General features: G+C 68.7%; 25 protein-coding genes. 16 read left to right on the top strand and 9 right to left on the bottom strand.

The window, feature by feature from the left end; translation table 11 throughout:
- Nucleotide 1 precedes the first annotated feature (1 nt).
- The 7 genes from QTH86_RS17310 (at nucleotide 2) to QTH86_RS17340 (ending at nucleotide 8253) form a co-directional block, all read left to right on the top strand.
- Nucleotides 2-667: an ABC transporter ATP-binding protein gene (locus QTH86_RS17310; RefSeq protein ID WP_286647435.1), complete on the top strand. Its 666-nt coding sequence runs from the start codon at nucleotides 2-4 to the stop codon at nucleotides 665-667.
- A complete protein-coding gene (locus QTH86_RS17315; RefSeq protein WP_286647436.1) occupies nucleotides 664-2265 on the top strand; it encodes a class I adenylate-forming enzyme family protein in 1602 nt (533 codons plus the stop codon). Before QTH86_RS17310 ends, QTH86_RS17315 begins: the two co-directional genes overlap by 4 nt.
- 68 nt (nucleotides 2266-2333) lie before the next feature.
- Nucleotides 2334-3383 (top strand): SPFH domain-containing protein, encoded by a 1050-nt coding sequence (locus tag QTH86_RS17320; RefSeq protein ID WP_286647437.1) that lies wholly within the window; start codon nucleotides 2334-2336, stop codon nucleotides 3381-3383.
- Between the two features lie 9 nt (nucleotides 3384-3392).
- A complete protein-coding gene (locus QTH86_RS17325; RefSeq protein WP_286647438.1) occupies nucleotides 3393-4874 on the top strand; it encodes a DUF4178 domain-containing protein in 1482 nt (493 codons plus the stop codon).
- A 39-nt stretch (nucleotides 4875-4913) separates the two neighbouring features.
- Nucleotides 4914-5135: a DUF350 domain-containing protein gene (locus QTH86_RS17330; protein WP_286647439.1), complete on the top strand. Its 222-nt coding sequence runs from the start codon at nucleotides 4914-4916 to the stop codon at nucleotides 5133-5135.
- Nucleotides 5132-6673, top strand: a complete 1542-nt coding sequence (locus QTH86_RS17335) for a polyamine aminopropyltransferase (RefSeq protein ID WP_444813864.1) — start codon at nucleotides 5132-5134, stop codon at nucleotides 6671-6673. Before QTH86_RS17330 ends, QTH86_RS17335 begins: the two co-directional genes overlap by 4 nt.
- A gap of 2 nt (nucleotides 6674-6675) precedes the next feature.
- Nucleotides 6676-8253, top strand: a complete 1578-nt coding sequence (locus QTH86_RS17340; protein ID WP_286647441.1) for an FAD-dependent oxidoreductase — start codon at nucleotides 6676-6678, stop codon at nucleotides 8251-8253.
- Nucleotides 8254-8368: 115 nt separating this feature from the next.
- On the opposite strand, the gene QTH86_RS17345 is transcribed toward QTH86_RS17340, so the two are convergent.
- A complete protein-coding gene (locus QTH86_RS17345) occupies nucleotides 8369-9751 on the bottom strand; it encodes an aminopeptidase P N-terminal domain-containing protein (RefSeq protein WP_444813866.1) in 1383 nt (460 codons plus the stop codon).
- Between the two features lie 166 nt (nucleotides 9752-9917).
- Here QTH86_RS17345 and QTH86_RS17350 point away from each other — a divergent pair, with 166 nt between their 5' ends.
- Nucleotides 9918-11951 (top strand): hypothetical protein, encoded by a 2034-nt coding sequence (locus tag QTH86_RS17350; RefSeq protein ID WP_286647443.1) that lies wholly within the window; start codon nucleotides 9918-9920, stop codon nucleotides 11949-11951.
- A gap of 22 nt (nucleotides 11952-11973) precedes the next feature.
- On the opposite strand, the gene QTH86_RS17355 is transcribed toward QTH86_RS17350, so the two are convergent.
- Entirely contained in the window at nucleotides 11974-12672 is a 699-nt protein-coding gene (locus tag QTH86_RS17355) for a nucleotidyltransferase family protein (protein WP_444813903.1), read from the bottom strand.
- Nucleotides 12673-12686: 14 nt separating this feature from the next.
- Entirely contained in the window at nucleotides 12687-13076 is a 390-nt protein-coding gene (gene speD / locus QTH86_RS17360) for an adenosylmethionine decarboxylase (RefSeq protein ID WP_286647445.1), read from the bottom strand.
- Between the two features lie 123 nt (nucleotides 13077-13199).
- Here speD and tkt point away from each other — a divergent pair, with 123 nt between their 5' ends.
- Nucleotides 13200-15251: a transketolase gene (gene tkt / locus QTH86_RS17365; protein WP_286647446.1), complete on the top strand. Its 2052-nt coding sequence runs from the start codon at nucleotides 13200-13202 to the stop codon at nucleotides 15249-15251.
- Between the two features lie 40 nt (nucleotides 15252-15291).
- On the top strand, nucleotides 15292-16293 hold the full coding sequence (gene gap, locus QTH86_RS17370; protein WP_286647447.1) for a type I glyceraldehyde-3-phosphate dehydrogenase: 1002 nt from the start codon (nucleotides 15292-15294) through the stop codon (nucleotides 16291-16293).
- An 18-nt stretch (nucleotides 16294-16311) separates the two neighbouring features.
- On the opposite strand, the gene QTH86_RS17375 is transcribed toward gap, so the two are convergent.
- Nucleotides 16312-17031: a TetR/AcrR family transcriptional regulator gene (locus tag QTH86_RS17375; RefSeq protein ID WP_286647691.1), complete on the bottom strand. Its 720-nt coding sequence runs from the start codon at nucleotides 17029-17031 to the stop codon at nucleotides 16312-16314.
- 102 nt (nucleotides 17032-17133) lie between these two features.
- On the opposite strand from QTH86_RS17375, the gene QTH86_RS17380 reads away from it, so the two are divergent.
- Nucleotides 17134-18093, top strand: coding sequence for a VOC family protein (locus QTH86_RS17380; RefSeq protein WP_286647448.1), 960 nt, complete (start codon nucleotides 17134-17136; stop codon nucleotides 18091-18093).
- Nucleotides 18090-19004 carry a c-type cytochrome gene (locus QTH86_RS17385; RefSeq protein WP_286647449.1) on the top strand — a complete coding sequence of 305 codons (915 nt, stop codon included), beginning with the start codon at nucleotides 18090-18092 and terminating at the stop codon, nucleotides 19002-19004. Before QTH86_RS17380 ends, QTH86_RS17385 begins: the two co-directional genes overlap by 4 nt.
- A gap of 13 nt (nucleotides 19005-19017) precedes the next feature.
- On the opposite strand, the gene QTH86_RS17390 is transcribed toward QTH86_RS17385, so the two are convergent.
- The 3 genes from QTH86_RS17390 to QTH86_RS17400 form a co-directional block, all read right to left on the bottom strand.
- Nucleotides 19018-19326, bottom strand: a complete 309-nt coding sequence (locus QTH86_RS17390; RefSeq protein ID WP_286647450.1) for a putative quinol monooxygenase — start codon at nucleotides 19324-19326, stop codon at nucleotides 19018-19020.
- Between the two features lie 121 nt (nucleotides 19327-19447).
- Nucleotides 19448-20209: an SDR family oxidoreductase gene (locus QTH86_RS17395; RefSeq protein ID WP_286647692.1), complete on the bottom strand. Its 762-nt coding sequence runs from the start codon at nucleotides 20207-20209 to the stop codon at nucleotides 19448-19450.
- Nucleotides 20210-20269: 60 nt separating this feature from the next.
- Nucleotides 20270-21481, bottom strand: a complete 1212-nt coding sequence (locus tag QTH86_RS17400; RefSeq protein WP_286647451.1) for an MFS transporter — start codon at nucleotides 21479-21481, stop codon at nucleotides 20270-20272.
- A gap of 55 nt (nucleotides 21482-21536) precedes the next feature.
- Between QTH86_RS17400 and QTH86_RS17405 the strand changes: the two genes are divergently transcribed.
- Entirely contained in the window at nucleotides 21537-22505 is a 969-nt protein-coding gene (locus QTH86_RS17405; RefSeq protein ID WP_286647693.1) for a LysR substrate-binding domain-containing protein, read from the top strand.
- A 57-nt stretch (nucleotides 22506-22562) separates the two neighbouring features.
- Here QTH86_RS17405 and QTH86_RS17410 read toward each other — a convergent pair whose 3' ends face one another.
- Nucleotides 22563-23498, bottom strand: a complete 936-nt coding sequence (locus QTH86_RS17410) for a LysR family transcriptional regulator (protein WP_286647452.1) — start codon at nucleotides 23496-23498, stop codon at nucleotides 22563-22565.
- 116 nt (nucleotides 23499-23614) lie between these two features.
- On the opposite strand from QTH86_RS17410, the gene QTH86_RS17415 reads away from it, so the two are divergent.
- Together QTH86_RS17415 and QTH86_RS17420 are read left to right on the top strand one after the other, a co-directional pair.
- Nucleotides 23615-24706 carry a tartrate dehydrogenase gene (locus QTH86_RS17415; RefSeq protein WP_286647453.1) on the top strand — a complete coding sequence of 364 codons (1092 nt, stop codon included), beginning with the start codon at nucleotides 23615-23617 and terminating at the stop codon, nucleotides 24704-24706.
- Nucleotides 24707-24765: 59 nt separating this feature from the next.
- Entirely contained in the window at nucleotides 24766-25755 is a 990-nt protein-coding gene (locus tag QTH86_RS17420) for a tripartite tricarboxylate transporter substrate binding protein (RefSeq protein WP_286647454.1), read from the top strand.
- 16 nt (nucleotides 25756-25771) lie between these two features.
- Here QTH86_RS17420 and QTH86_RS17425 read toward each other — a convergent pair whose 3' ends face one another.
- Entirely contained in the window at nucleotides 25772-26179 is a 408-nt protein-coding gene (locus QTH86_RS17425; RefSeq protein WP_286647455.1) for a VOC family protein, read from the bottom strand.
- 103 nt (nucleotides 26180-26282) lie between these two features.
- Here QTH86_RS17425 and QTH86_RS17430 point away from each other — a divergent pair, with 103 nt between their 5' ends.
- Entirely contained in the window at nucleotides 26283-26933 is a 651-nt protein-coding gene (locus QTH86_RS17430; RefSeq protein WP_286647456.1) for a TetR/AcrR family transcriptional regulator, read from the top strand.
- Nucleotide 26934: the final 1 nt, after the last annotated feature.

Below are 26934 nucleotides of genomic sequence, written 5' to 3' on the forward strand. Positions count from 1 at the left end.
GATGCTCGCCATCGAATCGATCCATGTCGCCATCGGCTCCGTGCAGGTGCTGCGCGGCCTCAGCCTGGCCGTCGCGCCCAACAGCATGGCCGGGCTCATCGGCCGCAACGGCGCGGGCAAGACCACGCTGCTGCGTTCGGTGATGGGCCACCTCGCGCCCACGCAGGGCCGCATCGTCTTCGACGGACAGGACCTGTCGCGCATGCCCAAGCACGGCCGCGCCGCAGCGGGCATCGGCTACATGCCGGAAGACCGTGGCCTCGTGCCCGAACTGACCGTCGAGGAGAACATCCTGGTGCCGCTGTGGGCCACTGGCGCACGCAACGCGAAGGCGCGGCTGGACTTCGTCTACGGCGTGCTGCCGGAGCTCGCGGCCATGCGCGAACGCCGCGCGCTGCTGCTGTCGGGCGGTCAGCAGAAGCTGGTCGCGCTGGGGCGGGCACTGGCGGTCGGTACGCGGTTGTTGCTGCTCGACGAGCCCTTCGAGGGCGTCGCCCCGGCCCTGTCGATGCGCCTCGGCGAGGTCATCGCCGGGCTGCGCGGCAGCACTCTGTCGGTGCTGATCGCGCAATCGGACCTCAACCATTCGCGCAAGCTGGTCGACGTGGAGTACGTGATCGAGCGCGGCGCCAATGTGGCCGCCGAAGCCCACGCGAGCGCCGCATGAACGCGCACTGGCAGTCCCGGAACATCCCCGCGGTGCGCCACGAGGCGGCGTATGGCGATCGCATCGTGCGCTGCTTCGTCGAGCGGCCGGGCAGCATGCACGCACTGCTCGAACAGGCCGTCGCCGCGCATGGCGACAGCGATGCGGTGGTCTGTGGAGAGACACGCTGGAATTACCGCCGTCTCGCCGCCGAAGCCGCGTGCATCGCCGCGGGGCTCGCGGCCCACGGCGTGACGGCCGGCGAGCGTGTCGTGCTCTTCATGGGCAACCGCCCCGAGTTCATCGCCGTGCTGTTCGCGGTGCAGCGCCTCGGCGCCATCGCCGTGCCGATCGGCGAGCGCGAGCAGAAGCCCGGCCTCACCTACATGCTGCAGCAGTGCGGCGCCTGCGCGATCGTGTTCGATGCGGCGCTGGCCGATCGCGTGCCGGACACCGTCGACGTGCCGGCGCTGCGGTTGCGCATCGTTGCTGCAGGCGCGGCCGAGGGTGCGCTGCCGCTCGACGCGCTGGGCCCCGGCGACGCGCCGGTTGCCATCGCCGCCGTGAACGAGCAGGACACGGCGCTCATCCTCTACACCTCCGGCACCACCGGCCGGCCCAAGGGCGCGATGCTCACGCACCTCAACGTCGCGCATTCGGTGCGGCACTACGCGGTGTGCATGGGCGTGCGCACCGGCGACCGCTCCGCGCTGGCCGTACCGGCGAGCCACGTCACGGGCCTGATCGCAGTGATCGCGGCGATGGTGCACGTGGGCGGCGCCATCGTGATGATTCCGGCGTTCAAGGCGGCGAGCTTCCTGCAGACGATGGCGGCCGAGCGCGTCACGCACACGCTGATGGTGCCGGCGATGTACACGCTGTGCCTGATGGACCCGGCCTTCGACGGCGAGAAACTCGCCGCCTGGCGCATCGGGGGCTACGGCGGCGCGCCGATGCCGGTGTCGGCCATCGATGCGCTGGCCGAGCGCCTGCCCGGGCTCGTGCTGGTCAATGCCTACGGCGCCACGGAGACCACCTCGCCCACCACGATGATGCCGCCCGGCCTCACGCGCGGCCATGCCGACACGGTCGGCGTGCCGCTGCCCTGCGCCGACGTGCGCGTGATGGACGACGACGGCCGCGAGCTGCCCGCCGGCGAAACCGGCGAGCTGTGGATCGCCGGCCCGATGGTGGTGCCCGGCTACTGGGACAACCCCGAGGCCACGCAGGCCGCCTTCACCGGCGGCTACTGGCATTCGGGCGACCTGGGGTCGGTCGACACCGACGGCTTCGTGCGGCTCTTCGACCGCAAGAAGGACATGCTCAACCGCGGCGGCTTCAAGATCTACTCGGTCGAGGTCGAGAACACGCTGATGGCGCTGCCCGGTGTGGTCGAAGCGGCGATCGTCGGTCGGCCGTGCCCGGTGCTGGGCGAGCGGGTGCACGCTTTCATCCACGCGCCCGGCGTGCCGCACGATGACGAAGCCGTGCGCGCCCATTGCCGCGCGCAGCTCACCGATTACAAGGTGCCCGAAACGATCACCTGGGCCGACGCACCGCTGCCGCGCAACGCGGGCGGCAAGCTGCTCAAGCGCGCGCTGCGCGATCAGCTGGCTTGAAGTCGCCGCAGCGTCGTCCGCTGCGCATATGATCCGGTCGATTCAACTCGACCACCTGGAGGAGCGCCATGGCACTGATGGATTTCATCAAGAAACAGTTCATCGACATCATCCAATGGACCGAGTCCGGCGATGGCACGCTGGCCTGGCGCTTCCCGATGGCGGAGATGGAAATCCAGAACGGGGCGTCGCTCACCGTGCGCGAGTCGCAGGTGGCGGTGTTCGTCAACGAAGGCCAGGTGGCCGACGTCTTCGGCCCCGGCATGTACAAGCTGACGACGCAGACGCTGCCCGTGCTCACGTACCTGAAGAACTGGGACAAGCTCTTCGAATCCCCGTTCAAGAGCGATGTCTACTTCTTCAGCACGCGCCAGCAGGTCGACCAGAAGTGGGGAACGCCCCAGCCGATCACGATCCGCGACAAGGACTTCGGCGCGGTGCGTCTGCGCGCCTTCGGCAACTACAGCTTCCGCATCGGCGACGCCAAGCTGTTCCACACCGAGATCTCCGGCACGCGCGACATCTACACCGTGGCCGACCTCGACGGCCAGTTGCGCGGCCTGGTGCTGCAGAACATCAGCAACGCCATCGCCTCCAGCGGCGTGCCCTTCCTGGATCTCGCCGCGAACCAGATCGAGTTCGCCAATGCGCTGTCGACGCAGCTGCAGCCCGAGTTCGCCAAGATCGGCGTCAAGCTCGAAGCCATCACGGTGCAGAACGTCTCGCTGCCCGAAGAGCTGCAGAAGGTGCTCGACCAGAAGATCGGCATGGGCATGGTCGGCAACGACATGGGCAAGTTCATGCAGTACCAGACGGCGCAGGCCATCCCGAAGTTCGCCGAAGGCTCGGCCAACGGCGGTGGCGGCATCGCGGGCGACGCGATGGGCCTGGGGGCCGGCGTGGCGCTGGGCCAGGTGCTGGCGCAGAACCTCGCGCAGGGCCTGAACCCGAACGCCGCGGCGACGGCCGCCGTGGCCGCCGCCGCACCGGTCACCGAGATCAGCGCCAACGAGGTGATGGCCACGCTCGAGAAGCTGGGCGATCTCAAGACCAAGGGCATCCTCACGCAGGAAGAGTTCGACGCCAAGAAGGCGGAGCTGCTCAAGAAGCTGGTCTAAGCACCCGCGATGGCTGAGCTACCAGGCGCCCAGCGCGCCTACCGTGCGCCCTGCCCGGGTTGCGGCGCACCGGTCGAATTCAGGTCCGCGCAATCGGCGTTCGCCGTCTGCCCGTACTGCCAGAGCACCGTCGTCCGCCAGGGCGAGACGCTCGCGCGCATCGGCAAGATGGCGGAGCTGTTCGACGACTTCAGCCCGCTGCAGCTCTTCGCGGCGGGCCGTGTCGACGGCCAGCCCTTCACGCTGGTCGGCCGGCTGCAGTACGCCTACCCGGGCGGCCGCTGGACCGAGTGGATCGCCGCGCTCGACGGCGAGCGCACCGGTCTGCTGAGCGAGGACAACGGCGCCTTCGTCTTCTCGCTGCCCCACATGCTGGAGCGCGACGCGCCGCCGGCCGGTGACCTGCGCGTCGGCGCCACCACCGCCTTCAACGGCCAGGGCTACACCGTCGCGTCGAACGAGCAGGTGACGCTGGTGTCGGCGCAGGGCGAACTGCCGCGGCTGCCCGATCTCGGCAAGCCTTTCGCGGTCGTCGAACTGCGCAGCGATCAGGGCCAGGTGCTCAGCCTCGACTACGACACGCAGCCGCCCGGTGCCTACCTCGGCCGCGCCGTGCGGCTCGAAGACCTGCAACTCACCGGCCTGCGCGACGAATCCACCAAGGACGAAAAGGGCCGCAGCTTCGCCTGCCCCAACTGCGGCGCGCCGGTCACCGTCAACCTGGCCGACAGCAAGAGCATCACCTGCGGCCACTGCAACAGCATCATCGACCTGTCGCAGGGCATCGGCGGCGAGCTGAAGCACGCCGAGCAGGACGAGCCGGTGCGCCCGCTGATCGCGCTGGGCAGCGTCGGCACCCTGCAGGGTGTGAACTGGCAAGTGGTCGGCTTCCAGCACCGCATGGGGAGCGAGCCCGGTGACGACGAGCACTTCGGCTGGAACGAATACTTGCTCTTCAACCGCCAGCGCGGCTTCAGCTTCCTGGTGGATGCGGAAGACGGCTGGAGCATGGTCGCGCCGACCACCGGCGCGCCCAGCATGGCCGAGAGCGGCAAGACCGCGAAGTACCTCGGCAAGAGCTACCAGCAGCAATACGCGTACAACGCCGAGACCACCTATGTGGCGGGCGAGTTCTACTGGCAGGTCGAGCGCGGGCAGAAGACCTTCAACCGCGACTTCGCCAACGGCAATGCGCTGCTGTCGATGGAGCGTTCGGCCAACGAACTGACCTGGTCGTCCGGCAGCAAGATGGACAGCGCCACCGTGGCCGCCGCCTTCAAGCTCGACGCGAAGAAGGACATGTTCAAACGCGCCGACGCCGCGCCGCTGAGCGCCGCGTCGAGCATGGGCTGCGGCACCATCATCCTCGTCGTCGTGGTGATCCTCATCCTGCTGATCATCCTGAGCACCTGCAGTTCGTCGGGCGGATCGTCCACGCGCAGTTCCGGCGGTTCGTACGGCGGCTACTCCAGCGGCGGCGGTCACAAATGACCGACGCCTTTTCACACACCCTTTCTTCAGGAGGTTCTCATGATGGGAATTGAATGGCTGCGGCCCGCCGCATTTCTGGGCTCGATGCTCTACGCCATCATCGGCGTGCTGATCTTCTGGGTCACCTTCCTGATCATCGACAAGCTCACGCCCTATGACCTCTGGCAGGAGATCGTCGAGAAGCAGAACCGCGCGCTCGGCATGGTGGTCGCGGCGATGTGCCTGGGCATCTCGATCATCGTGGCCGCCGCGATCCATTGAGCGTGCCGGACCCCGCGAGGCGCGGCCCGCAGCCCGTCGAGATCGCCCTCCTCGCCAGCGTCTTCGTCGTGGCCGCCTGCGGGCTGGTCTACGAGCTGAGCGCGGCGGCACTGAGTTCCTACCTGCTCGGCGATTCGGTGCTGCAGTTCAGCACCATCATCGGCACCTACCTCTTCGCCATGGGCGTGGGCTCGTGGCTCTCGCGCTACTTCGAGCGGCAACTGCCCGCGCACTTCCTGCGCATCGAGCTGCTGGTCGCGCTCGTCGGCGGCGCGCTGCCGGCGCTGCTCTTCATCGCCAACGCCTACATCCCCGGCGCCTTCCGCCTGCTGCTCTACGGGCTGGTGGTCGTCGTGGGCACGCTGGTCGGGCTCGAGATCCCGCTGGTCATGCGCATCCTCAAGCGCAACACGGCGCTGAAGGACCTGGTGTCGCAGGTGCTGACCTTCGACTACCTCGGCGCGCTGGCGGTGTCGGTCGCCTTTCCGCTGATCCTGGTGCCGCAGTTCGGGATGATCCGCACCGGCCTGCTGTTCGGCTTCATGAACGCGGCCGTCGCGCTGTGGGCGCTGTGGATGTTCCGGCACGAGCTGCGGCAGTTCGGCGCGCACCTTGTCGCATGCATGCTGACGTTGGCCGTGCTGGTCGTGGGCTTCGTCTTCGCCGACCACATCACGACGCTGGCCGAAGACAAGTTCTACCAGGACCGCATCGTCTTCAGCGCCACCTCGTCCTACCAGCGCATCGTGGTGACGCGCGGCAGTGCGGGGCATCGGCTCTTCCTCAACGGCAACCTGCAGTTCGCCGAGCGCGACGAGTACCGCTACCACGAGGCACTGGTGCACCCGGTGATGGCGGCGCATGGCGCGCCGAAGAAGGTGGCGGTGCTCGGCGGCGGCGACGGCATGGCGGTGCGCGAGATCCTCAAGTACCCGTCGGTCGAGTCGGTCACGCTGGTGGAGCTCGACCCGAACATGACGCGGCTCTTCGCCGAGCACGAGACGCTCGCGGCGCTCAACGGCGGCGCGCTGAAGTCGCCCAAGCTGAAGATCGTCAACACCGATGCGTTCAAGTGGTTGCAGGAAGGCGATGACACGTTCGACGTGATCGTGGTCGACTTCCCCGACCCGACCAACTTCGCCATCGGCAAGCTCTACACCAATTCCTTCTACGCCCTGCTCGACAAGCGTCTCGCGGCGAGCGGCTATGCCGTGGTGCAGACGACGTCGCCGCTGATCGCACGTCAGAGCTTCTGGACGGTGGCGAGCACCATCGAATCGGTCGGCCTCACCGCCACGCCGTACCACGTGCATGTGCCGAGCTTCGGCGAATGGGGCTTCGTCATCGCAAGCCATCGGCCCTACCGCCGGCCCGATTCGCTGCCGGCGGGCCTGCGCTACCTGTCGCTCCCCACGCTGTCGCTGATGTTCGACTTTCCGCTCGACATGGCGCGCGTGCCCGCCGAAGTGAACCGGCTGTCGAACCAGACGCTGGTGACCACCTACGAGCGCGAGTGGGGCAAGGTCTCGGGGCATTGACGATGCAGCGCCGCGCATTCATCGGCAGCGCCCTGGGCGCGGGCGCCTTCGCGCTGTCGGGCTGCGATGCATCGCGCACCATCGCGGGCGGCTTCACCGGCATCGACGTCGCACGCGGCCATGCGCTGCGCGACGGCGTTCAGCGCGGTGCGACGCCTTCGTCCGTGCAGCGCACGCGCGTGCTCATCGCTGGCGGCGGCGTCGCGGGCCTCGCGGCCGCGCGTGCCCTGCGCGCACGCGGCGTCGACGACTTCGTGCTGCTCGAGCTGGAGGACACGGCTGGCGGCAACAGCCGCGGCGGGGCGGTTGAAGGCATCGCCTGCCCGCTCGGCGCGCACTACCTGCCGGTGCCCGGTGATGACGCGCACGAGGTGCAGGATCTGCTGGAAGAACTCGGCCTGCGGCGTCGCGTGGCCGGCCGCTGGGAATACGACGAGCGCCACCTGTGCCACAGCCCGCAGGAGCGTCTCTTCTTCCAGGGCGAATGGCACGACGGGCTGCTGCCGGTGCAGGGTGTCGGCGCCGAAACGCTGGCGCAGTACCGCCGCTTCGCCCAACGCGTCGACGAACTGCAGCACGCCGCCCGTTTCGCGATCCCCTCGCTGCGCGCGCCTTCCACATCGGCATCGCGCGCGCTCGACGCCATGAGCTTCGGCCAGTGGCTCGATGCCGAGGGCCTGGGCGATGCGCACCTGCGCTGGTACCTCGAGTACTGCTGTCGCGACGATTACGGCGCCGGCGTCGCGCAGGTGTCGGCCTGGGCCGGCATCCACTACTTCGCGAGCCGCCACGGGTTTCACGCGCCGGGCGACGACAGCGCGGACCGCGATGCGGTGCTCACCTGGCCCGAAGGCAATGGCTGGCTCACCCAGCGCCTCGCCGCGCCGCTGGGCGAGCGGCTGCGCACCGGCCAGGTCGTCACACGTATCGCCGAGATGCGCGACGGCGTGGAGGTCGATGTGTTCGACACGGCCACGAAGGCGCTCGTGCGCTGGCAGGCCGAGCGCTGCATCGTCGCGCTGCCGGTCTTCATCGCCGCACGCGTGGTGGAGAACCCGCCGGAGCTTCTTCGCCGTGCCGCGGCTGCATTGCATTACGCGCCCTGGCTGGTCGCGAACCTGCACCTCGACGCGCCGCTCGCCGACCGACCTGGCGCCGCGCCGAGCTGGGACAACGTGGTCTACGGCACGCGTGGCCTGGGGTATGTCGACGCCCGTCACCAGACGCTCGACCCGACCCCGCGCGCCACCGTGCTGACCTGGTACCGCCCGCTGGGCCCGAGCGCCTTCGACGGCACCGACGGCCGCCGCCAACTGCTCGACCAGCCCTGGTCCGCCTGGCGCGATGCGCTGCTGGCCGAGCTGTCGGTGCCGCACCCCGACATCGCCGAGCGTGCCACGCGCATCGACATCACGCGCTACGGCCACGCGATGGCGATCCCGACGCCAGGGTTGCGCGCGCAGCTCGGCCACGAGGCCACCGTGGTCGCCGGCCGGCTCGTCTTCGCGCACGCCGATTGGTCGGGCTATTCGATCTTCGAAGAGGCGTTCACGCGCGGGCATCTCGCGGGGAGCCTCTGAGCGCCTGACGGTTAACCCTGGTCAGGCCGACCGCCACCGCGCGAACAGAGCGGTGGCAGCGACCGGCTTCAAACCGGCTTCAAGGCGGACTGAGGGCGAAACCTGCGCGCCAGCATCAACGCATCAGCGCCTCGATCTCGTCGGCGTCGACCGGCGCGTCGCGCGTGGTCAGCTCGCAGCCGTCGGGCGTGACGATGGCGTCGTCCTCGATGCGGATGCCGATGTGGTGGAACTGCGCCGGCACGCCCTCGCCCGGCCGCACGTAGATGCCGGGTTCGATGGTCAGCACCATGCCCGGATGCAGGATGCGGCTCGGTCGGTTCTTGATGGTCTCGCCGCTCAGCGGGTCCTTGCGTTCGCTCACCTCGCCCTGCTGCGTGGGCTCCACGTAGCTGCCGCTGTCGTGCACGTCCATGCCCATCCAGTGGCCGGTGCGGTGCATGTAGAAGGGAAAGTAGGCGCGCTGCTCGATCACGTCCTCGAGGCTGCCGACCTTGTTCGCGTCGAGCAGACCGACGTCGAGCATGCCCTGCGCGAGCACCTTCACGGCGGCCTCGTGCGGGTCGTTGAAGCGGTTGCCGGCCTTGGTCGCGGCCACGGCGGCGACCTGGCTGGCCAGCACGATGTCGTACAGCGCGCGCTGCGGGCCGGTGAATTTACCGTCGGCGGGGAAGGTGCGGGTGATGTCGCTGGCGTAGCCGTCGAGCTCGCAGCCGGCGTCGATCAGCACCAGCTCGCCGGGGCGCACCGGCGCGGCATCGGCGTGGTAGTGCAGCACGCAGGCGTTGGCGCCCGCGGCCACGATCGACGGGTAGGCCGGGTACTGCGAGCCGCCCCTGCGGAATTCATGCAGCAGCTCGGCGTCGAGGTGGTACTCGCGCAGGTCGCTGCCCTCGCGCAGCATGCGGGCCGAGGCCTGCATGGCGCGCACATGGGCGCCCGCGCTGATCTTGCCGGCGCGCCGGATGATGTCGAGCTCGTGCGCGTCCTTCACCAGCCGCATCTCGTCGAGCGGGCCGCACAGGTCGCGCTGCTGGTCGGGGCACATCGCGCCGAAGCGCACGCGCGAGCGGACCGACGACAGCCAGCCGTCGATGCGCGACTCCAGCCCCTTGTGCGTGGCGAAGGGGTACCAGACGGCGGCCGTGTTCTCCAGCAACCGGGGCAGCTTGGTGTCGAGTTCGGTGACGGGGCAGGCGGCGTCGACACCCAGCGCTTCGGGCGCGGCTTCGGGGCCCAGCCGGTGGCCGTCCCAGATCTCGCGCTCCAGGTCTTTGGGCGCGCAGAACAGGGTGGCGTGCCCGCTGCCGGTCAGCACCAGCCAGGCGTTGGGTTCGGTGAATCCCGTCAGGTAATAGAAGTAGCTGTCGTGACGGTAGAGGTAGTCGCTGTCGCGGTTGCGCGGGCGTTCCGGCGCGGTCGGAATGACGGCGATGCCACCGGGCCCGATAGTTGCTGCAAGACGATTGCGTCGGGCTATGTAGAAGGAAGTATCCATTGCTGTAACCATGCTGCCGTTTTGTAACGGCACAGTGTGGCATCTCTGCCGACGTGAGCAAAGAATTGAAAGAAGAGTTCCTGTTGTCAGACTAAAAATGTACAAACGCGCCACTGTCAATCAGAGGATTCCTACATTGTTCACAGTTACTGAAAATAAATTCGCAATGTCGCTGGTTTTGGCGGCGGCATTGGTCGGGTGCGGCGGTGGTGGCGGCGGCGGCGGGACCGGTACCACGGCCTCGGGCAGCAGCAATGTCAGCAGCACCACGCAGGCCGACGGCGTGGGCGGTGCGAGCGGTGGTGCTGGGGGCGCAAGCGGCGCCACAGGCACCGTCCCGATCCAGAACGATGTCGTGGACAGCACCGTGAACGTGGTGCCCGCTGCCTACCGCGAGACGGCCTTGCAGTTCAGCAAGGCGGCCGGGATCGAATACCGGTACGGGCCCTCGGCGGCGACGTACGGCAAGGCGGGCAACAGCGGGCTGCCGACCTGGGGAACGCGTGGCGACCAGTCCTACGACCCGATCTCCATTCGCAATCCCGGCGGCACCCGGGGCTGTGCACCCGCCAACCAGGGCGGTTACTGCGGCACCTGGCAGATCGGCTCCCTGCAGACCGACCCCGGCGACTATTCGTCGTCGATCCTGCATACGGCGTACATCGCCGACGCGCCGGCGGCCCATGTGGGCATCTCGAATCTGCAGGCCATCAACATGGCCCACAACACCTTCGCCCAGAAGCCCGAGCCGAGCTGGACGGTCGATTACAGCAACGGCGTCGACGACAGTGCGGCCGTCAGCTATGTCGCCCGGGGACTCGGTGCGCGCGAGCCTGTGGCCGTGGGCCGTTGCTATGGCCGCTCCGGCTGGTGCACGAACAGCCTGATGGTGTTTCAGAACGGCCTGATCGCCACCACCGGCAGCAACACGTCGACGAACCGCGCCACGGTCCAGCTGGCGGCGGGCAAGGTGCCCACCGCTATCGCCGTCACCGGCAGCAACGAATTCGCACTGGTCACGGTGTGGGACACGGTCAATCTGAAGGGCCAGATCGCGGTCATTGCGCTGGCCAGCCTCTGCGACGGCTGCAACCCCGACAATCCATCGGGCTGGTACAACCACTGGGGCGATTGGGGCAACGTCTACCCCGGGCTGCCCAACCTCGGCAACACGGCCTACATGAAGGTGCTCGGCTACGTGGATCTTCCCGACAACCTGCGCGCGCCCACCGAGATCTCGAGCTCCACGGGCATCGCGTTCGAGGACTACAACCGCACCTTCGCGCCGGGCACCAACAACCTCCAGAACTACTACGCGCTCCCGCTCACGGACCAGAACAACCGCACGAGCTTCTATTCGGGCGTCAATGGTGGCGCCTATGCGCGGGCCGGTGTGGCGGTGGTGATCTCCAAGTCGGAGAAGCGGGCCGCCTTCATCGACCTGCGTCCGCTGTTCAGCTACTACCGCGAGAAGTACTTTGGCGGTTCGCAGTCCGACTTCAACGCCATGATCGCCAGTCGCGGCCCCGGCGCCAGCCAATGGCCCTACACCTTCGACGCGGTGGCATCGCAGAAGCCGGCGGTCATCAAGACCATCGACATGGAGAACCGCCCGACCGCTGTCAATGTGCGGCCGAACGATGGTCCCCGGCGCGCCTTCATCGCCACGCAGGAAGGCCAGCTGCACATCTATGACCTCGGCAACTACCTGAATGCCTCCGGCGGCGGTGCGGCCGCGGAGATTGTGCGCAAGGGCGGCGTGACCGTCGGCCGCAACCCGACGCACATCGCCTACGTCAAGCCTCACGATGGCACCAAGGTCTACACGCAAGGCTTCGAGCGTGAGGTCATCGTGACCTCGCGCGGCGACCGCCGGATCGACTGGGTGCAGTTTGCGGCCGACTTCAACAGTGGCGTCGTGCGTGCCAACCCGTTGACCGACACGCGGTTGGTGGACCCGATCGCCGCCGAGGACGCCGAGAACCATGGCACCGAGTCCTATGTCCTGTCCGTCGCGGACTACGGCGGAAAGCAGGTCTCCAACTACCGCTACGGCCCTGTGGTCTTCTGGACCAACCAGGGCAGCGGCAAGGCGTGCCAGCCGCCCAATGGCTGCGCCACCAATGGCACCTTCGAGTTCGGTGGCAGCTTTGCGCTGCCGGGCGGCCCGTTCCAGGTCTCCGGCTCGAACATCCCTTGACAGCCGCCGCGCGGCGTCGGTCTCAGCGACCGGCGTTCAGCGCGGCCAGCCGTTCGGGTGTGCCCACATCCGTCCACGCGCCCAGGTAGCGTTCCGCGCTCACCTGGGCGTTGTCGATGGCGCGCCGCAACAGGGGGGCCAGGGCCGCCTTCGTGCCCTGCGGGTTGCCGGGCGGGATGTCGCCGTGGGGCGGCGCGAAGAAGGCAGCCCGGTAGAGGGCGATCGTCGAGAAGGTCAGGCGCTCGGGCGCCTCGTTCAGCGCCAGACCGGCGGCCGAGAGGCCGAAATCACCCTTGGGGTTGTGTGACGGATTTGGCACCAGCCACAGGTGGGCGAGGCGGCCGCTGGTGACAAAACGTGTCACAGCCGCCTCGGAGAAGACGAAATCTGGCGCATACACGTCGCCGGCCGCGACCCAGAACACGTCCGCGAGCATCGGCAAGGCGCGCACGATGCCGCCGGCCGTTTCCAGCGCGCCGCCGAAGTCTCGGCCCTCGTGGGAGTAGGCGATCGACGGCAGCGCATTGCCGCCCGCCCCGAAGCGCGCCTCGATCTGCTCGCCCAGCCAGGCGGTGTTGACCACCGCCGACGAGAAACCGCCGGCCGCCAGCGCCTCCAGGGGCCACTGCATCAGCGGCTTGCCGCGCACGTCGAGCAGGGGCTTGGGCGTGGCGTCGGTCAGCGGCCGCATGCGCTCGCCGCGGCCGGCGGCCAGCACCATGGCCTGGGCGCCGGTCATGCCTTGACCACCGCCGCGCCGCCGCGCGCGATCTCGTGGCGCTCCACCTGCCCCGGTTCGAACAGCGCGAGCAGCGCATTCATCAGCGCGTGCGCCCGGGCCGAATGGTCGGCGCCGAAGTTGCACACATAGACGTCGAGTGTGGCGCCGCGCAACTCCGGCCAGGTGTGGACGCACAGGTGCGATTCGGCCAGCAGCACCGTGGCCGTCACGCCGCCGGGGCCGTCGGGCGTCGCGGGGAAGGTGTGGAACAGCTGGCCGACGGCCTGCAGCCCGGCGGCTGCGACCGCGCGGGTGCAGCGCTCGCCCAGCAGTTGCGCGTCGGTGAGCCACGGTGGCGCGCATTGGCAGTCGTGGAGATCGGCGGTGAGGTGCAGCCCTTGCATGGCTCGCGACTCTAGCAGTGCGCCCTTGTTGCGCCGGGACTTGTCATGCGTCAGGAAGCCTCCCGGACCCGGCCCGCTAAAATCGCGGGCTCCCCCAATCTCACCCCCCGAAAGCCTTCCCCGATGGCCAACCAAGCCTTGATGGCCAACGCGATCCGCGCGCTGGCGATGGATGCCGTTCAACTCGCCAACTCCGGCCACCCCGGCGCCCCCATGGGCATGGCCGACATGGCCGTGGCGCTGTGGGGAGACCATCTGCGCCACAACCCGGTCAATCCGCACTGGGCCGACCGCGACCGCTTCGTGCTGTCCAACGGCCATGCGTCGATGTTGATCTACGCCGTGCTGCACCTGGCCGGCTACGACCTGTCCATCGACGAGCTCAAGAAATTCCGCCAGCTGCACAGCAAGACCGCCGGGCACCCTGAAGTGGGCGTGACGCCCGGCGTCGAAACCACCACCGGCCCGCTGGGCCAGGGCATCACCAACGCCGTGGGCTTCGCGCTGGCCGAGAAGCTGCTCGCCGCCGAATTCAACCGCCCGTCGCACGCCATCGTCGACCACCACACCTACGCCTTCCTGGGCGACGGCTGCCTGATGGAAGGCATCAGCCACGAAGCCGCCGCACTCGCCGGCGCCTGGAAGCTGGGCAAGCTGATCGCGCTGTACGACGACAACGGCATCAGCATCGATGGCCCGGTCAAGCCCTGGTTCGTCGACAACACCGCCGAGCGCTTCAAGGCCTACGGCTGGAACGTGATCGGCCCGGTCGACGGCCACGACACCAAGGCCGTGTCGAAGGCGATCGCCGACGCGAAGAAGTCGACCGACAAGCCCACCCTCGTGATCTGCAAGACGCAGATCGGCAAGGGCAGCCCGAACCGCGCCAACACCGCCAAGGCCCACGGCGAGCCGCTGGGCGCCGACGAGATCGGCCTGACCCGCAGCGCGCTGCAATGGCCGCACGCCCCCTTCGAGCTGCCCGAGGCCGTGTACGCCGAGTGGGATGCGAAGGCCGCCGGCGCCAAGACCGAAGCCGCCTGGAACGAGCGCTTCGCCGCTTACGCCAAGGCCTTCCCCGACCTGGCCGCGGAGTTCACCCGCCGCATGAAGGGCGAGCTGCCCAAGAGCTTCCACCAGACCGCGTTCGACGCCGTGGTGGCGGCCCATTCGAAGGGCGAGACGGTCGCCAGCCGCAAGGCCTCGCAGCTGGCGCTCGAAGCCTTCACCGCCGCGCTGCCCGAGATGCTCGGCGGCAGCGCCGACCTGACCGGCTCGAACCTCACCAACACCAAGAGCACGCCCAACCTGCGTTTCGACGACCAGGGCGACGTGGTGCGCAGCGAAGGCAACGAGCAGTTCCCCGACGGCCTGCTGGGCCGCCACATCAACTACGGCGTGCGCGAATTCGGCATGGCGGCCATCATGAACGGCGTGGCGCTGCATGGCGGCTTCATCCCCTACGGCGGCACCTTCCTCACCTTCAGCGACTACAGCCGCAACGCGATCCGCATGGCCGCGCTGATGAAGCAGCGCGTGGTGCATGTCTTCACGCACGACTCCATCGGCCTGGGCGAAGACGGCCCGACGCACCAGTCGATCGAGCACGCCGCCTCGCTGCGCCTGATCCCCAACCTCGACGTCTGGCGTCCGGGCGACACGGCCGAGACCACGGTGGCCTGGGCCGTCGCGCTGCAGAACGCCACGCGCCCGACGGCACTGCTGCTGTCGCGCCAGAACCTGCCGTATTCGCCCAAGAGCGACCTGAGCGACATCAGCAAGGGTGCCTACGTGCTGGCCGAGCCCGAGCGCGTCGGCCTGAAGAACAAGAAGGTCAAGGCGGTCATCATCGCCACCGGCTCCGAAGTGCAGCTCGCGTTGAAGGCGCAGGAGCTGCTTGCCGCCAAGAAGATCGGCGTGCGCGTGGTGTCGATGCCCTCGACCACCACCTTCGACCGCCAGGACGTGGCCTACAAGAAGAGCGTGCTGCCCAAGGGCCTGCCGCGCATCGCCGTCGAGATGGGCGTGACCGACGGCTGGTGGAAATACGGCGTGTCGGCCGTGGTCGGCATCGACACGTATGGCGAATCGGCACCCGCGAGCGTGCTGTTCAAGCATTTCGGCTTCACCCCGGAAAACGTCGCGGCCACGGTCGAGGCGGCGCTGGCGCGCTGAGTTTTCCGGAATTGATTTTTCAACCTTAGGAGCAAGTCAGATGGCTATCAAACTCGGTATCAACGGCTTCGGCCGCATCGGTCGCAACGTGCTGCGCGCAGCGGTGCAGAACTTCAGGAACGACATCGAGATCGTCGCCATCAACGACCTGCTCGAGCCCGACTACCTGGCGTACATGCTGCAGTACGATTCGGTGCACGGCCGCTTCCAGGGTGAAGTCTCGGTCGACGGCAACACGCTGATCGTCAACGGCAAGAAGATCCGCCTCACGCAGGAACGCGACCCCGCGGCCCTCAAGTGGAACGAAGCCGGCGCCGACATCGTGCTCGAATCCACCGGCCTGTTCCTCACCAAGGAAACCTGCCAGAAGCACATCGACGCGGGCGCCAAAAAGGTCATCATGTCGGCGCCGTGCAAGGACGACACCCCGATGTTCGTCTACGGCGTGAACGACAAGAAGTACGCCGGCGAAGCCATCATCAGCAACGCCAGCTGCACGACCAATGCGCTGGCGCCGCTGGCCAAGGTGCTCAACGACAAGTGGGGCATCAAGCGCGGCCTGATGACCACGGTGCATGCGGCCACGGCCACGCAGAAGACCGTTGATGGCCCGAGCAACAAGGACTGGCGCGGCGGCCGCGGCATCCTGGAAAACATCATCCCGTCGTCGACCGGTGCCGCCAAGGCCGTGGGCGTGGTGATCCCCGAGCTCAACAAGAAGCTCACCGGCATGAGCTTCCGCGTGCCGACCTCCGACGTGTCGGTGGTCGACCTGACGGTCGAGCTGGTGAAGGAAGCCACGTACAAGGAAATCTGCGCTGAAATGAAGGCGCAGAGCGAAGGCGCGCTCAAGGGCGTGCTGGGCTACACCGAAGACAAGGTCGTGGCCACCGACTTCCGCGGCGACCCGCGCACCTCGATCTTCGACGCCGAAGCCGGCATCGCGCTGGACAGCACCTTCGTCAAGCTGGTGAGCTGGTACGACAACGAATGGGGCTACTCGAACAAGTGCCTCGAGATGGTCAAGGTTGTGTCGAAGTAAGCACGGCCTACCGGTCGATCAGGAACGCGCCTTCGGGCGCGTTTTTTTTGGCGTCGCCTTGGCGAATGCGGTTGCCGTCTTACGTGCCGGGACCGGCGCCACGTCGTCGAACGCCGGCAGGGGCCGGCGGGCGATTTCAGCCGCCTTTTCGAATGGCACGCCGAGCCCGCGCAGCACCACCGTCGCCATGGCGATGTCGTGGTCGGTCGACGCGGTGCCCAGCGCGATGTCGCGCATGGTCTGCATGCCGGTCCCCATGATGAGCCCCATCGCCGCTTGCTCGCTGGGCACGCGGAAATCCTTCTGCGCGATGCCCAGGCGCAGGTCGGCTCGCGCATACAGCGCGACACGTTCCGTGAGTGCGGGCACCGTGGCCGCGATATCGAGCAACAGCAGTGTCCATCGCGGACTCTCCTTCGCCAGCCAGGCGTAGCGGCGCTGGCCGATCGCCATGCGCTGCGCGGCGCGCTCGACGCCCTGCTGGCTGTCGTTGATGTGCTGGCAGAGCGTCTCGGCCAGCCACACGGCCAACGCCGTCGCGATCGATTCCTTCGCATCGAAGTGGTTGTAGACGGTCCCAGGGGTCACGCCGGCGAGCTGGGCGATCTCCTGCATCGTGGCACCGGCCACCCCTCGGGCCGAGAACACCTGGACCGCCGCCAGGATGAGCTGGCGGCGCGTGCGCTCGCGCTTGCCCAGCCCGGGCGGCTGACCAGCCAGCGCCTGGCCGAGCGGCATAGGCAATGCGGCGAGTGACAGTCCTTCAAAATTAGACATAGCATTCAATTTTCAATGACGCATTCAAATTTGAATGACTCGACAATTCTAGAGGACAGACTGATGACGCCTTCTCTTGTACTCGCCTACCTCGTGTTCGAGGTGTCCAGCCCACCGCGGTGGGAACGTTTCTGCCGGGAGGTGCTGGGCCTGCCTGCGCCGCTGGCCAACAGCGATGGCAGCGTGGGCTGGCAGGTCGACGCGCGCGCGCAGCGCCTGATCGTCCGGCCGGGTCCGGCCGATGACGTGGTGGCGCTGGGCTTCGATTGCGCGGACGACACAGCGCTCGATGCATTGCTCGTTCGTCTGGCCGCTGCCGGCCACAGGGTCGAGGTGGGCGACGCGACGCTCCGAGCGGCGCGGCGGGTGCGGCGCCTCCACGTGGTGCGCGACCCCGACGGCAACGTCGTCGAACTCTGCGTCGGGGCCGAGGCCGCGGCGCGACCGTTCGCGTCCGATGCCTTTCCGCAGGGTTTCGTGGTCGGCGATCTCGGCCTGGGCCATGCGGTGCTGGTGTCGCAACGCGTGCCCGCGCTCGAAGCTTTCTATGTGGAGGCGTTGGGCTTCGGCGTCACCGAGCGGCTGGACACGCGCCTCGGACCGATCCAGGTGCAGGGTGTCTTCATGCACTGCAACCGCCGCCATCACTCGCTGGCGCTGTTCGACCTGCCGATGCGCAAGCGCATGCATCACTTCATGCTGCAGGCGCCCGACGTGCGCGACATCGGCATGGCCTACGAGCGTGCCCGACGGCTCAAGGTGCCGATGAGCCTGGACCTGGGGCAACACCCGGCACCGGACAGCACCGTGTCCTTCTACGGCGCCACGCCCTCGGGCTTCGACTTCGAGATCGGCACCGGCACGCAGGAGATCGAGCCGCGCACGTGGCAGTCGCGCCGGATGGACCAGACCAGCGTGTGGGGCCACAAGCCGCGGCTGCGCCTGCAATGGAAGATGGCCGCCGGCCTGCTGCGCCAGCGCATGGGGCGCCGGCCGCGGATGCATGCGAAGGAGAACGCATGAGCCCCGCCGCAGCACGGTGGCTGCGCCGCGCGGGCGTGGTGGTGCTCGGGCTGGTGCTGCTCGCCGGCGCCGCGTTGTGGTTCGGCCTGTCGCAGGCCGACCGCAAGATGCAGCGCAAGGTCGAGGTCGCTGTCCAGCCGGTCGCGCTGCGCCCGCTCACCGACACGGTGGCCCTCGAGCGTGGCCGCTACCTCTACGCCTCGCGCGGCTGCGTCGACTGCCATGGCGCCAACGGCGGGGGTCGCACCTTCATCGATGACCCGAACGGTCTGCGCGTCGCCGGCCCGCACATCAGTCCCGGCCCCGGCAGCGTGACCGCGGGCTACCGGCCGGAGGACTGGGTGCGCGTGATCCGCCATGGCGTGCACCCGATCGGCCGGCCGCTGATGATCATGCCGAGCGAGGACTACAACCGTTTCACCGACGACGACCTCGCCTCGCTCGTCGCCCACATCCGCAGCCTGCCGCCGACCGAAGGCGGTGCCGCGGTGCTCGACTTGCCGCTGCCGGTTCGCGCGCTCTACGGATTCGGGCTGATCCAGGACGCCGCCGCGAAGATCGACCACACACGTCCGCCGGCGGCACCGGTGCCCGAAGGTGTGAGCGTGCAGCACGGCGCCTACGTGGCCAACATGTGCCTGGGCTGCCATGGCGCGCAACTGGCGGGCGGCAAGATCCCCGGCGGTCCGCCCGATTGGCCGGCCGCGTCGCGCCTCGCGCCGGGCGAGGGCACGGTGATGGCGCGCTACCCCGATGCCGAATCGATGATGCGGCTGTTCAAGACCGGCCAGCGGCCCGACGGCACGCCGGTGCGGGTCATGCCCTTCGAATCGCTGCGTGAGATCAGCGAGATCGACATGCGCGCGCTGCACCTCTACCTGCGGCAGCTGCCGCCGCCGGCGAAGGGCTGAGCGCGCAGGCAGGTCAGACCGCTTCGAGCACGTGGATGGTGCGGCTGACCGTCCAGTCTTTCACCTTCGCGCCGTAGGCCGCCATGTGCGGCGACGCGGCATGCGCCTGCAACGCCGCCACGCTGGCCCAGCGCTCGATCACCACGAAGCTGTCGTCGCCGACGCTGCCGCGCGAGGGCGGCATGCCGGCCGCGTCGACCGTTGCGGCATATTCGATGCAGCCGTCTTCGGCGAGCACCGCCGGCACGTTGGCCTGGAAGGCGTCGATGACCTGCGCGCGCAGGCCCGGCTTGGCGGTGATGAAGGCGAGGACGTGGATCATGAAGAGGGTCTCCGGTTGAGCCCTCGAATCTAACGCGCGGCCGCATCGGCCTGGGTCACCGATGCGCGAGGGCCGTTGCAGCTGACGAGCGTCGAGGCAAGCCGTCGACGTGCGCTGTCGATCACTTGCCGCCGGTGACATCCAGGAAGGTGCCGGTGACGAAAGACGCCTCGGCGCCCGCCAACCACAGGATGGCCCGCGCCACCTCTTCGGGCTGGCCGCCTCGTCCCATGGGAATCGAGTCCTTGACGCGATCGACACGGTTCGGTTCGCCGCCGCTGGCATGCATCTCGGTGTAGATGTGCCCGGGACGAATGCAGTTGACGCGGATGCCTTCGCGCGCGACTTCCTTGGCGAGGCCGAGGGTGAAGGTCTCGAGCGCACCCTTCGACGAAGCGTAGTCCACATACTCGTTCGGGCTGCCGAGCCGGGCAGAGGCCGATGAGATGTTGACGATGGCGCCGCCCCGCCCGCCGTGACGCTGCGACATGCGCTTCACCGCCTGCTGCGCACAGAGGATCGGGCCGATGGCGTTGACGGCGAAGATGCGCTGCATCCGTGCGAAGTCGAGTCCCTCGATCCGGGACTGCCGCGCAATGATGGCGGCGTTGTTCACCAACACATCGATCCTGCCGAACGCGTCATCGATGGCGGCGAACAACTGTGCGACTTGTGCGGGGTCTGCACTGTCCGCGCGCACGGCCAGGGCCCGGCGTCCGAGCGATTCGACGTCGGCGCGCACCGCTCGGGCCGCGGACTCGTCGGAGATGAAACTGAGCGCCACGTCGTAGCCCTGGGCGGCCGCCAGTCGCGCTGTCGCGGCACCGACGCCACGGCTGCCGCCGGTGATCAGGATCAAAGGCGCCTGGGAAACGGCATGCATGGTGCGGACCTCGGAGTGATGATGAGATGAATGCCGAAGCAGTGGCATCGGACCCGAGCCTCAACCACGTTGTTGCGTCGGCGCGAGGCGTGGCCGGAGTGTCAACGCCAGCGGCACGATCGCCAGCGCCGTCAGCGCCGTGGCCACGGTCGCTGCCCGGATGCCGACGTGGTCGCCCAAAAAGCCATAGACGATCGGCGACAGTGCGCCTGAAGCGATGGTGCCCGTGTAGAACACCGCGAAGGCGCGCTCGGTGCCGTCTGACGGAGCCATGTCCGGCACGGTACCGTAGAGCACCGACGACGTTCCGTTGAGCATCAGCCCCAGGAGGGGCAACAGCACCAGGGCAGGCCCCAGCGGGCACAGCAGAACGGCCACGATGCACGCTGCCGTGCCGCCTTCGGTCACGAGCACGGTGCCCGTCACGCCGAGGCGCTCGCCCAGCCAGCCGCAGACGAACTTGCCGGCCGCGCCGCCGATGAACACCATCGCCAGTGCGGTGCCCAGCATGGGCGTCGAAATGCCCTTGGCCTGCAGCAGAAAGGGCAAGAAGGTCAGAACACCCATGCGCACGGCAGTGTCGAGAACGCCGATCGCCAGCAGCAGCTGGAAGCCGCTGCGCGATGCGTGCGGGCCGCCGCCAGCCTGGCGCTGCGCCATCGGCGCGGCGCGCGGCAGCGATGGGAGGAAAAGTGCAATGCCTGCCGCGACCAGCACGCCCACGGCGGCCATCACCCACAGCGCATGGCGCCAGGGCATCGAGGCCACCAGGAGCGACATGGCCGCGGGCAGCATGGCCTTGCCCAGATCGCCGGCGAAGTTGTAGATGCCCAGCGGACCCCGGGCGCGTGGGCCGTAGGCGTGTGACACGGCGGTGGAGGCCAGCGGGTGCTGGGTGCTGGAGCCGCTGCCCGATACCGCCAGCGCCACGCACAGGCCGAGCAGGCTGCCCGACATGCCGGCCGCTGCATAGCCCAGCGCCGCCAGCAGCGTGCCCAGTGCCAATGTGGCGCGCCGTCCTACCCGTTGCGACAGTCGACCGGCCGACAACTGCAGGCAGGCCATCGTGCCGCCGTAGACCGCGCGAAGGACGGCCAGCGCGCCGTAGCCCAGGCCGAATTCCGTCTGCCACACCGGCAGCAACACGTAGATCAGGTCGGTGTAGCCGTCGTGCAGCGCATGCGCCACGCACGATACCCAGAGCACGCGATTCGCCTCCGGCGCCGCGTGCTTGCGCCTGGTCGAATCGGCAGCGAGGGAGGGCGTCGTCATGCGATCGATCCTAGGCTTCCGCGGCCCAGGCCACCACAGACGTAATATCGCGGCTATGGGGAGAAAAAGTCCCGCCAACATCGAGAAGGCCGAAGCCCGCGTGGAGCGCGCCCGCTTGCCTCCGCTCAATGCGCTGCGCAGCTTCGAGGCGGTGGCCCTGCATGGCAGCTTCGCCGCTGCGGCGGCCGGGCTCAACGTCACCCACTGGGCGGTTGGCAAACAGATCCGCCTGTTGGAGGACTGGTTCGGCAAGCCCCTGTTCGAACGCCGTGCGCGCGGCGTGCGCCTGACCGATGAGGGCGCGGCCCTCCTGGGTGACGTCAGCGATGCCTTCGACCGGCTGGCGACGGGCACCGCGCGGCTGCGCGACGCAGGTTCCGCTCGGCGCATCTCGGGGACCGTGCGGGTCAATGCCCTGGTGAGCTTCGCGCTGAGCTGGTTGCTGCCACGGCTGCCAGACTTCTGCCTGCAGTTTCCCGACATCGACGTGCAGGTGTCGACCACCTCGCGCAGGTTGCGCTACCTGGGCGATGCCTTCGACATCGGCGTGCGGTCCGGACCCGAGCAGGGACCCGGCCTCGTCTCGCGCATGTTCATGGCCGATGTCCGCCTGCCAGCATGCGCCCCGGCCCTGCTGCGCCAGCATCCGATCCACAGTGTGGCCGACCTTCGCCACCATACGCTGCTGCATTCCGCCAGTACCAAAGGCGCCTGGACCCACTGGCTGCGCACGGCCGGCGCACCTGGCCTTCGGCCCGCGCGACAGATGGAGTTCGAGCATGTGTTTCTGCAGCAGGCCGCAGCGGTGGAAGGACTGGGCGTGGCATTGGCCTCACTGCCGTTGATCCTGCGTGATCTTGCCGCCGGGCGTCTGGTGTGTCCGCTGCCGGCGACCACCTGGCGCGCGCCGGACTATGCGATGGTGCTCAGCGCCGAGCGCGACAGCGACCCTGCCGTTTCGGCCTTCCGAAACTGGATGCTGCAAGCCGCAGCGGAGGCGCCGAGCACGCCGCCATCGGCCTGACCTCGCAGGCGTCCCAGCCGAGTCGCACCCCTCGACGACGGCGTTTCGCGTCGACGGTCACGCGGCCACCGCGCCGCCCGCCTCGCCCTTCGCCAGGGCGGCCGCCATGAAGTCGACGAAGGCGCGCACCCGCGTCGACAGCTGGTGGCGCTGCGGGTACACCGCGTGGATGTCGGCCTCGGGCGTGCGGTAGCCGGGCAGCACCTGCACCAGCCGGCCGCTGCGCAGGTAGCGCGCGATGTCCCATTCGGCGCGCATCACGATGCCGTGCCCGTCGAGCGCCCAGCTCACCGCGATCTCGCCGTCGTTGGTGGTGAGCGGGCCGCGCGTCTTCACCGCTTGCGTGCGCTGCGTGGCGCCGCGGCCGCTGGTCAGGCGCCAGGTGCCGTAGGCTTCGTCGCCCTGCCGGATACCGATGCAGGCGTGGCGTGCGAGGTCGTTCGGCACCCGGGGCGTGCCGGCGCGCGTCAGATACGCCGGCGACGCGCACAGCAAGCGCCGGTTCGACGCGATGCGTCGCGCGATCACGCGCGTATCGGGCGGCACGCCGAAGCGGATGCAGACGTCGAAGGCGTCGTCGGTCAGCGGCGGCGGGTTGACCGACAGCTGCAGCTGCACGTCGACCTCGGGGTAGCGGCGCGCGAAGCGCGAGATCACCGGTGCGACATGGCTGCGGCCGAAACCGAGCGTCGCGTTCACCCGCAGCAGGCCTTGCGGCTCGCCCTTGGCCTGCCCCAGCAGCTGGGCCATGTCCTCGATCTCGCCGAGGATGCGGCGCGCATGCGCCAGGTACAGCTCACCCTCGGGCGTGAGGCCCATGCGCCGCGTGGTGCGGTTGACCAGCGTCACGCCCAGCCGGTCCTCCATCAGCGCGAGCCGCTTGCTCACCGCCGGCGTGGTCACGCCCATCTCGCGCGCTGCCGCACTCAGGCTGCCGGCCGCTGCCAGCGTCGAAAAGAAGCCCAGTTCCGCGGGCTGGATGGAGGCGCTCATCGACGTTCCATTGTTGAACTCAGGTTAACGATGGATTCAATTCCGGCGCGAATGCATCGCGCGGGCCGATCCTACAGTGCGTCATCCAGACCACCGCCGCATTGAAGGAAGACACCATGAAGACGTACCGCATCGCCACCATCCCCGGAGACGGCATCGGCAAGGAAGTGATCCCCGCCGGCCGGCAGGTGATGGACGCACTGGCCGCGGCCGACGGCACGCTGCGCTTCGAGTTCGAGGACTTCGGCTGGGGCGGCGACTGGTTCCGCGCGCACGGCGAGATGATGCCGGCCAACGGCCTCGATGCGCTGCGCGACAAGGACGCCATCCTCTTTGGCTCGGCCGGCGACCCGCACATCCCCGACCACATCACGCTGTGGGGCCTGCGCCTGAAGATCTGCCAGGGCTTCGACCAGTACGCCAACGTGCGGCCCACGCGCATCCTGCCGGGCATCGACGGTCCGCTCAAGCGCTGCGGCCCGAAGGACCTCGACTGGGTCATCGTGCGCGAGAACTCCGAAGGCGAGTACGCCGGCGTCGGCGGACGCGTGCACCAGGGCCACCCGATCGAGGCCGCGACCGACGTGAGCATGATGACCCGCGCCGGCGTCGAGCGGATCATGCGCTTCGCCTTCAAGCTGGCGCAGTCGCGCCCGCGCAAGCTGCTCACCGTCGTCACCAAGAGCAACGCGCAGCGCCACGCGATGGTGATGTGGGACGAGATCGCGGTGCAGATCAGCAAGGAGTTCCCGGACGTCACCTGGGACAAGGAGCTGGTCGACGCCGCCACCGCGCGCATGGTCAACCGGCCCGCCACGCTCGACACCCTCGTGGCCACCAATCTGCACGCCGACATCCTGAGCGACCTGGCCGCCGCGCTGGCGGGCAGCCTGGGCATCGCACCCACCGGCAACATCGACCCGGAGCGCCGCTACCCGTCGATGTTCGAACCGATCCACGGCTCGGCCTTCGACATCATGGGCCAGGGGCTGGCCAACCCGGTCGGCACCTTCTGGTCGGTGGTGATGCTGCTCGAGCATCTGGGCGAGCCCGCCGCGGCGACCCGTGTGATGCAGGCCGTGGAGCATGTCACCGCCAACCCCGCGCTGCACACGCGCGACCTCGGTGGCACGGCCACCACCGAGGCGGTCACGCGCGCGGTCTGCGAGCACATCGCCAGCGCGCACAGCGAACGCCGCGCCGCCTGAGCGCGGCCGCGCCAGCCTGGCGCGAGCGACGAGATTCACAACAAGACGGAGACAACACCATGCGCATTTCTTTCCGGCCGCATCGTCGGCAGCTCGTGCAGGCCGCGGCGCTCGCGCTCGGCCTGTCGGCCACGCTGGCCATGGCGCAAGCCTGGCCCACACGCTCGATCAGCCTGATCGTGCCGTTCCCCGCCGGCGGCACGACCGATGTGCTGGCGCGCGCGCTGGCCGACAGGCTCTCGCAGAGCCTTGGCCAGCCCGTCGTGGTCGAAAGCCGGCCCGGTGCCGGTGCGACCGTTGGGGCCGACTATGTCGCCAAGGCCAAGCCCGACGGCTACACGCTGCTCATGGGCGCGGTGCACCACACCATCGCCACCAGCGTCTACAAGAAGCTGCCGTACGACTTCCAGAAGGACCTCGCGCCGGTGGCCACGGTCGCGATGGTGCCCAACGTGCTGGTGGTGAACGCCGCGCTCACGCCCGCGCGCAACGTGACCGAGCTCGTGGCCTTCGCCAAGTCGGCGCCGGCCAAGCTGGCCTACGGGTCGAACGGCAACGGCACCGCGCAGCACCTGATCGGCACGCAGTTCCAGGCCAGCACCGGTGTCGAGTTGCTGCACGTGCCCTACAAGGGCAGCGGCCCGCTGACGACCGACCTGCTCGGCGGCCAGGTCGCGATGTCCTTCGACACCATCACGCCGGTGCTGCAGCACATCCAGGCGGGCAAGCTGCGCGCGCTGGCCGTGACGACCGCGAAGCGCTCGTCGGTGCTGCCCGACGTGCCGACGCTCGAAGAGGCCGGGCTCAAGGGCTTCGACATCGGCACCTGGTTCGGCGTCCTCGCGCCGGCCGCGACGCCGAAGGACGTGGTGGCGCGCCTCAACAGCGAGATGGTGAAGATCATCCGTTCGCCCGACTTCGCGCAGCGCATGCAGGCCATCGGTGCCGAGCCGCTCGGTGGCACACCCGAGCAGATGGCCAAGCAGATCGCCGACGAGACCACCAAGTTCGCGAAGCTGGTGAAGGACGGCAAGGTCGCGATCGACTGATCGCCGCCGCGGCGCTTCAGCCCGGCACCGCGCCGGGTGCCATGTACACCAGCTCCCACACGTGGCCGTCGAGGTCCTGGTAGGCGTGCTGGTACATGAAGCCGTGGTCCTTCGCCGGGGTGGGCGTGGTGCCACCCGCGGCCACCGCCTTGCCGACGAGGTCGTCGACCTGCGCGCGGCTCTCGCACGACAGGCAGAGCAGCACCTCGGTGCTGGTCTTCGCGTCGACGATCGTCTTGGACGTAAAGGTCTGGAAGTACGTGTCGACCAGCAGCATCACGTAGATGTGCTCCTCGCTCACGATCATGCAGGTCGCGTTCTCGTCGGTGAACTGCGGGTTGAAGGTGTAGCCGAGTGCCGTGAAGAAAGCGACGGACCGCTTCAGGTCCTTCACCGGCAGGTTGACGAAGATCTGGGTCGCCATTGGTTTTCCTCGGGAAATGGGGTGAAATGGGACGGTTTGTGGACGCCGTCCACAAGACCTTAACGGAGAGAATGGACGCTGTCCACATGAAATTCCCCGTGCCATGAGTCCCGTTCCCGTCCCGCTGCCGGTGCGCAGCACCTACCGCCATGGCGACCTGCGGCGCGCGTTGCTCGAAGCGGGCATCGCGCTGGCACGCAGCGGCGGGCCCGAGGCGGTGGTGCTGCGCGAGGTCACGCGCCAGGCGGGCGTGGTGCCGAACGCGGCGTACCGGCACTTCGGCAGCCGCCAGGAGCTGTTGAAGGCGGTGCGCGCGGCCGCGCTGTCGGCATCCGCGGCGGCCATGGAGGCCGAGCTGGCCACGGTCCCGGCGGGTCTTGCACCGGCCGAGGCGGCCCGCGCGAGCCTGCGCGCCATCGGTGCCGGCTACCTGCGTTTCGCGCAGGCCGAGCACGGCTTGTTCCTCACGGCCTATGCGGCGTCCGACGACCTCAAGGGCCCGAGCGATCCGGCGCGTGCCGGGCCGAGCGGCAAGAACCCGTACCAGTTGCTGGGCGAGGCTCTCGACCAGATGGTGGCCGCCGGGCTGATGTCGGCAGATCGGCGGCCCGGCGCCGAATTCCTCGCCTGGTCGGCGGTCCACGGCCTCGCGATGCTGGTGCTCGACGGGCCGCTCGGCCCCGTGGTCGGCCCGCAGATGCAGCAGGTGGGCCAGCGCTTGCTCGACATGGTCGAGCACGGCCTCTCGGTCTGAA

The organism is Variovorax sp. J2L1-78, assembly GCF_030317205.1.
Taxonomy (GTDB): Bacteria; Pseudomonadota; Gammaproteobacteria; order Burkholderiales; family Burkholderiaceae_C; genus Variovorax; species Variovorax arabinosiphilus.

Bases quoted from the DNA above. Each gene is read 5' to 3' on its own strand.
- QTH86_RS17330 (WP_286647439.1), top strand. From the start codon at position 4,914: ATGATGGGAATTGAATGGCTGCGGCCCGCCGCATTTCTGGGCTCGATG.
- QTH86_RS17425 (WP_286647455.1), bottom strand. From the start codon at position 26,179: ATGGCGACCCAGATCTTCGTCAACCTGCCGGTGAAGGACCTGAAGCGG.
- QTH86_RS17430 (WP_286647456.1), top strand. From the start codon at position 26,283: ATGAGTCCCGTTCCCGTCCCGCTGCCGGTGCGCAGCACCTACCGCCAT.
- QTH86_RS17320 (WP_286647437.1), top strand. From the start codon at position 2,334: ATGGCACTGATGGATTTCATCAAGAAACAGTTCATCGACATCATCCAA.
- QTH86_RS17420 (WP_286647454.1), top strand. From the start codon at position 24,766: ATGCGCATTTCTTTCCGGCCGCATCGTCGGCAGCTCGTGCAGGCCGCG.
- QTH86_RS17405 (WP_286647693.1), top strand. From the start codon at position 21,537: ATGGGGAGAAAAAGTCCCGCCAACATCGAGAAGGCCGAAGCCCGCGTG.
- QTH86_RS17345 (WP_444813866.1), bottom strand. From the start codon at position 9,751: ATGGATACTTCCTTCTACATAGCCCGACGCAATCGTCTTGCAGCAACT.
- QTH86_RS17375 (WP_286647691.1), bottom strand. From the start codon at position 17,031: ATGCCGCTCGGCCAGGCGCTGGCTGGTCAGCCGCCCGGGCTGGGCAAG.
- QTH86_RS17380 (WP_286647448.1), top strand. From the start codon at position 17,134: ATGACGCCTTCTCTTGTACTCGCCTACCTCGTGTTCGAGGTGTCCAGC.
- gap (WP_286647447.1), top strand. From the start codon at position 15,292: ATGGCTATCAAACTCGGTATCAACGGCTTCGGCCGCATCGGTCGCAAC.
- QTH86_RS17310 (WP_286647435.1), top strand. From the start codon at position 2: ATGCTCGCCATCGAATCGATCCATGTCGCCATCGGCTCCGTGCAGGTG.
- QTH86_RS17415 (WP_286647453.1), top strand. From the start codon at position 23,615: ATGAAGACGTACCGCATCGCCACCATCCCCGGAGACGGCATCGGCAAG.
- QTH86_RS17410 (WP_286647452.1), bottom strand. From the start codon at position 23,498: ATGAGCGCCTCCATCCAGCCCGCGGAACTGGGCTTCTTTTCGACGCTG.
- QTH86_RS17340 (WP_286647441.1), top strand. From the start codon at position 6,676: ATGCAGCGCCGCGCATTCATCGGCAGCGCCCTGGGCGCGGGCGCCTTC.
- QTH86_RS17400 (WP_286647451.1), bottom strand. From the start codon at position 21,481: ATGACGACGCCCTCCCTCGCTGCCGATTCGACCAGGCGCAAGCACGCG.
- QTH86_RS17350 (WP_286647443.1), top strand. From the start codon at position 9,918: ATGTCGCTGGTTTTGGCGGCGGCATTGGTCGGGTGCGGCGGTGGTGGC.
- speD (WP_286647445.1), bottom strand. From the start codon at position 13,076: ATGCAAGGGCTGCACCTCACCGCCGATCTCCACGACTGCCAATGCGCG.
- QTH86_RS17325 (WP_286647438.1), top strand. From the start codon at position 3,393: ATGGCTGAGCTACCAGGCGCCCAGCGCGCCTACCGTGCGCCCTGCCCG.
- QTH86_RS17390 (WP_286647450.1), bottom strand. From the start codon at position 19,326: ATGATCCACGTCCTCGCCTTCATCACCGCCAAGCCGGGCCTGCGCGCG.
- tkt (WP_286647446.1), top strand. From the start codon at position 13,200: ATGGCCAACCAAGCCTTGATGGCCAACGCGATCCGCGCGCTGGCGATG.
- QTH86_RS17315 (WP_286647436.1), top strand. From the start codon at position 664: ATGAACGCGCACTGGCAGTCCCGGAACATCCCCGCGGTGCGCCACGAG.
- QTH86_RS17355 (WP_444813903.1), bottom strand. From the start codon at position 12,672: ATGGTGCTGGCCGCCGGCCGCGGCGAGCGCATGCGGCCGCTGACCGAC.
- QTH86_RS17385 (WP_286647449.1), top strand. From the start codon at position 18,090: ATGAGCCCCGCCGCAGCACGGTGGCTGCGCCGCGCGGGCGTGGTGGTG.
- QTH86_RS17395 (WP_286647692.1), bottom strand. From the start codon at position 20,209: ATGCATGCCGTTTCCCAGGCGCCTTTGATCCTGATCACCGGCGGCAGC.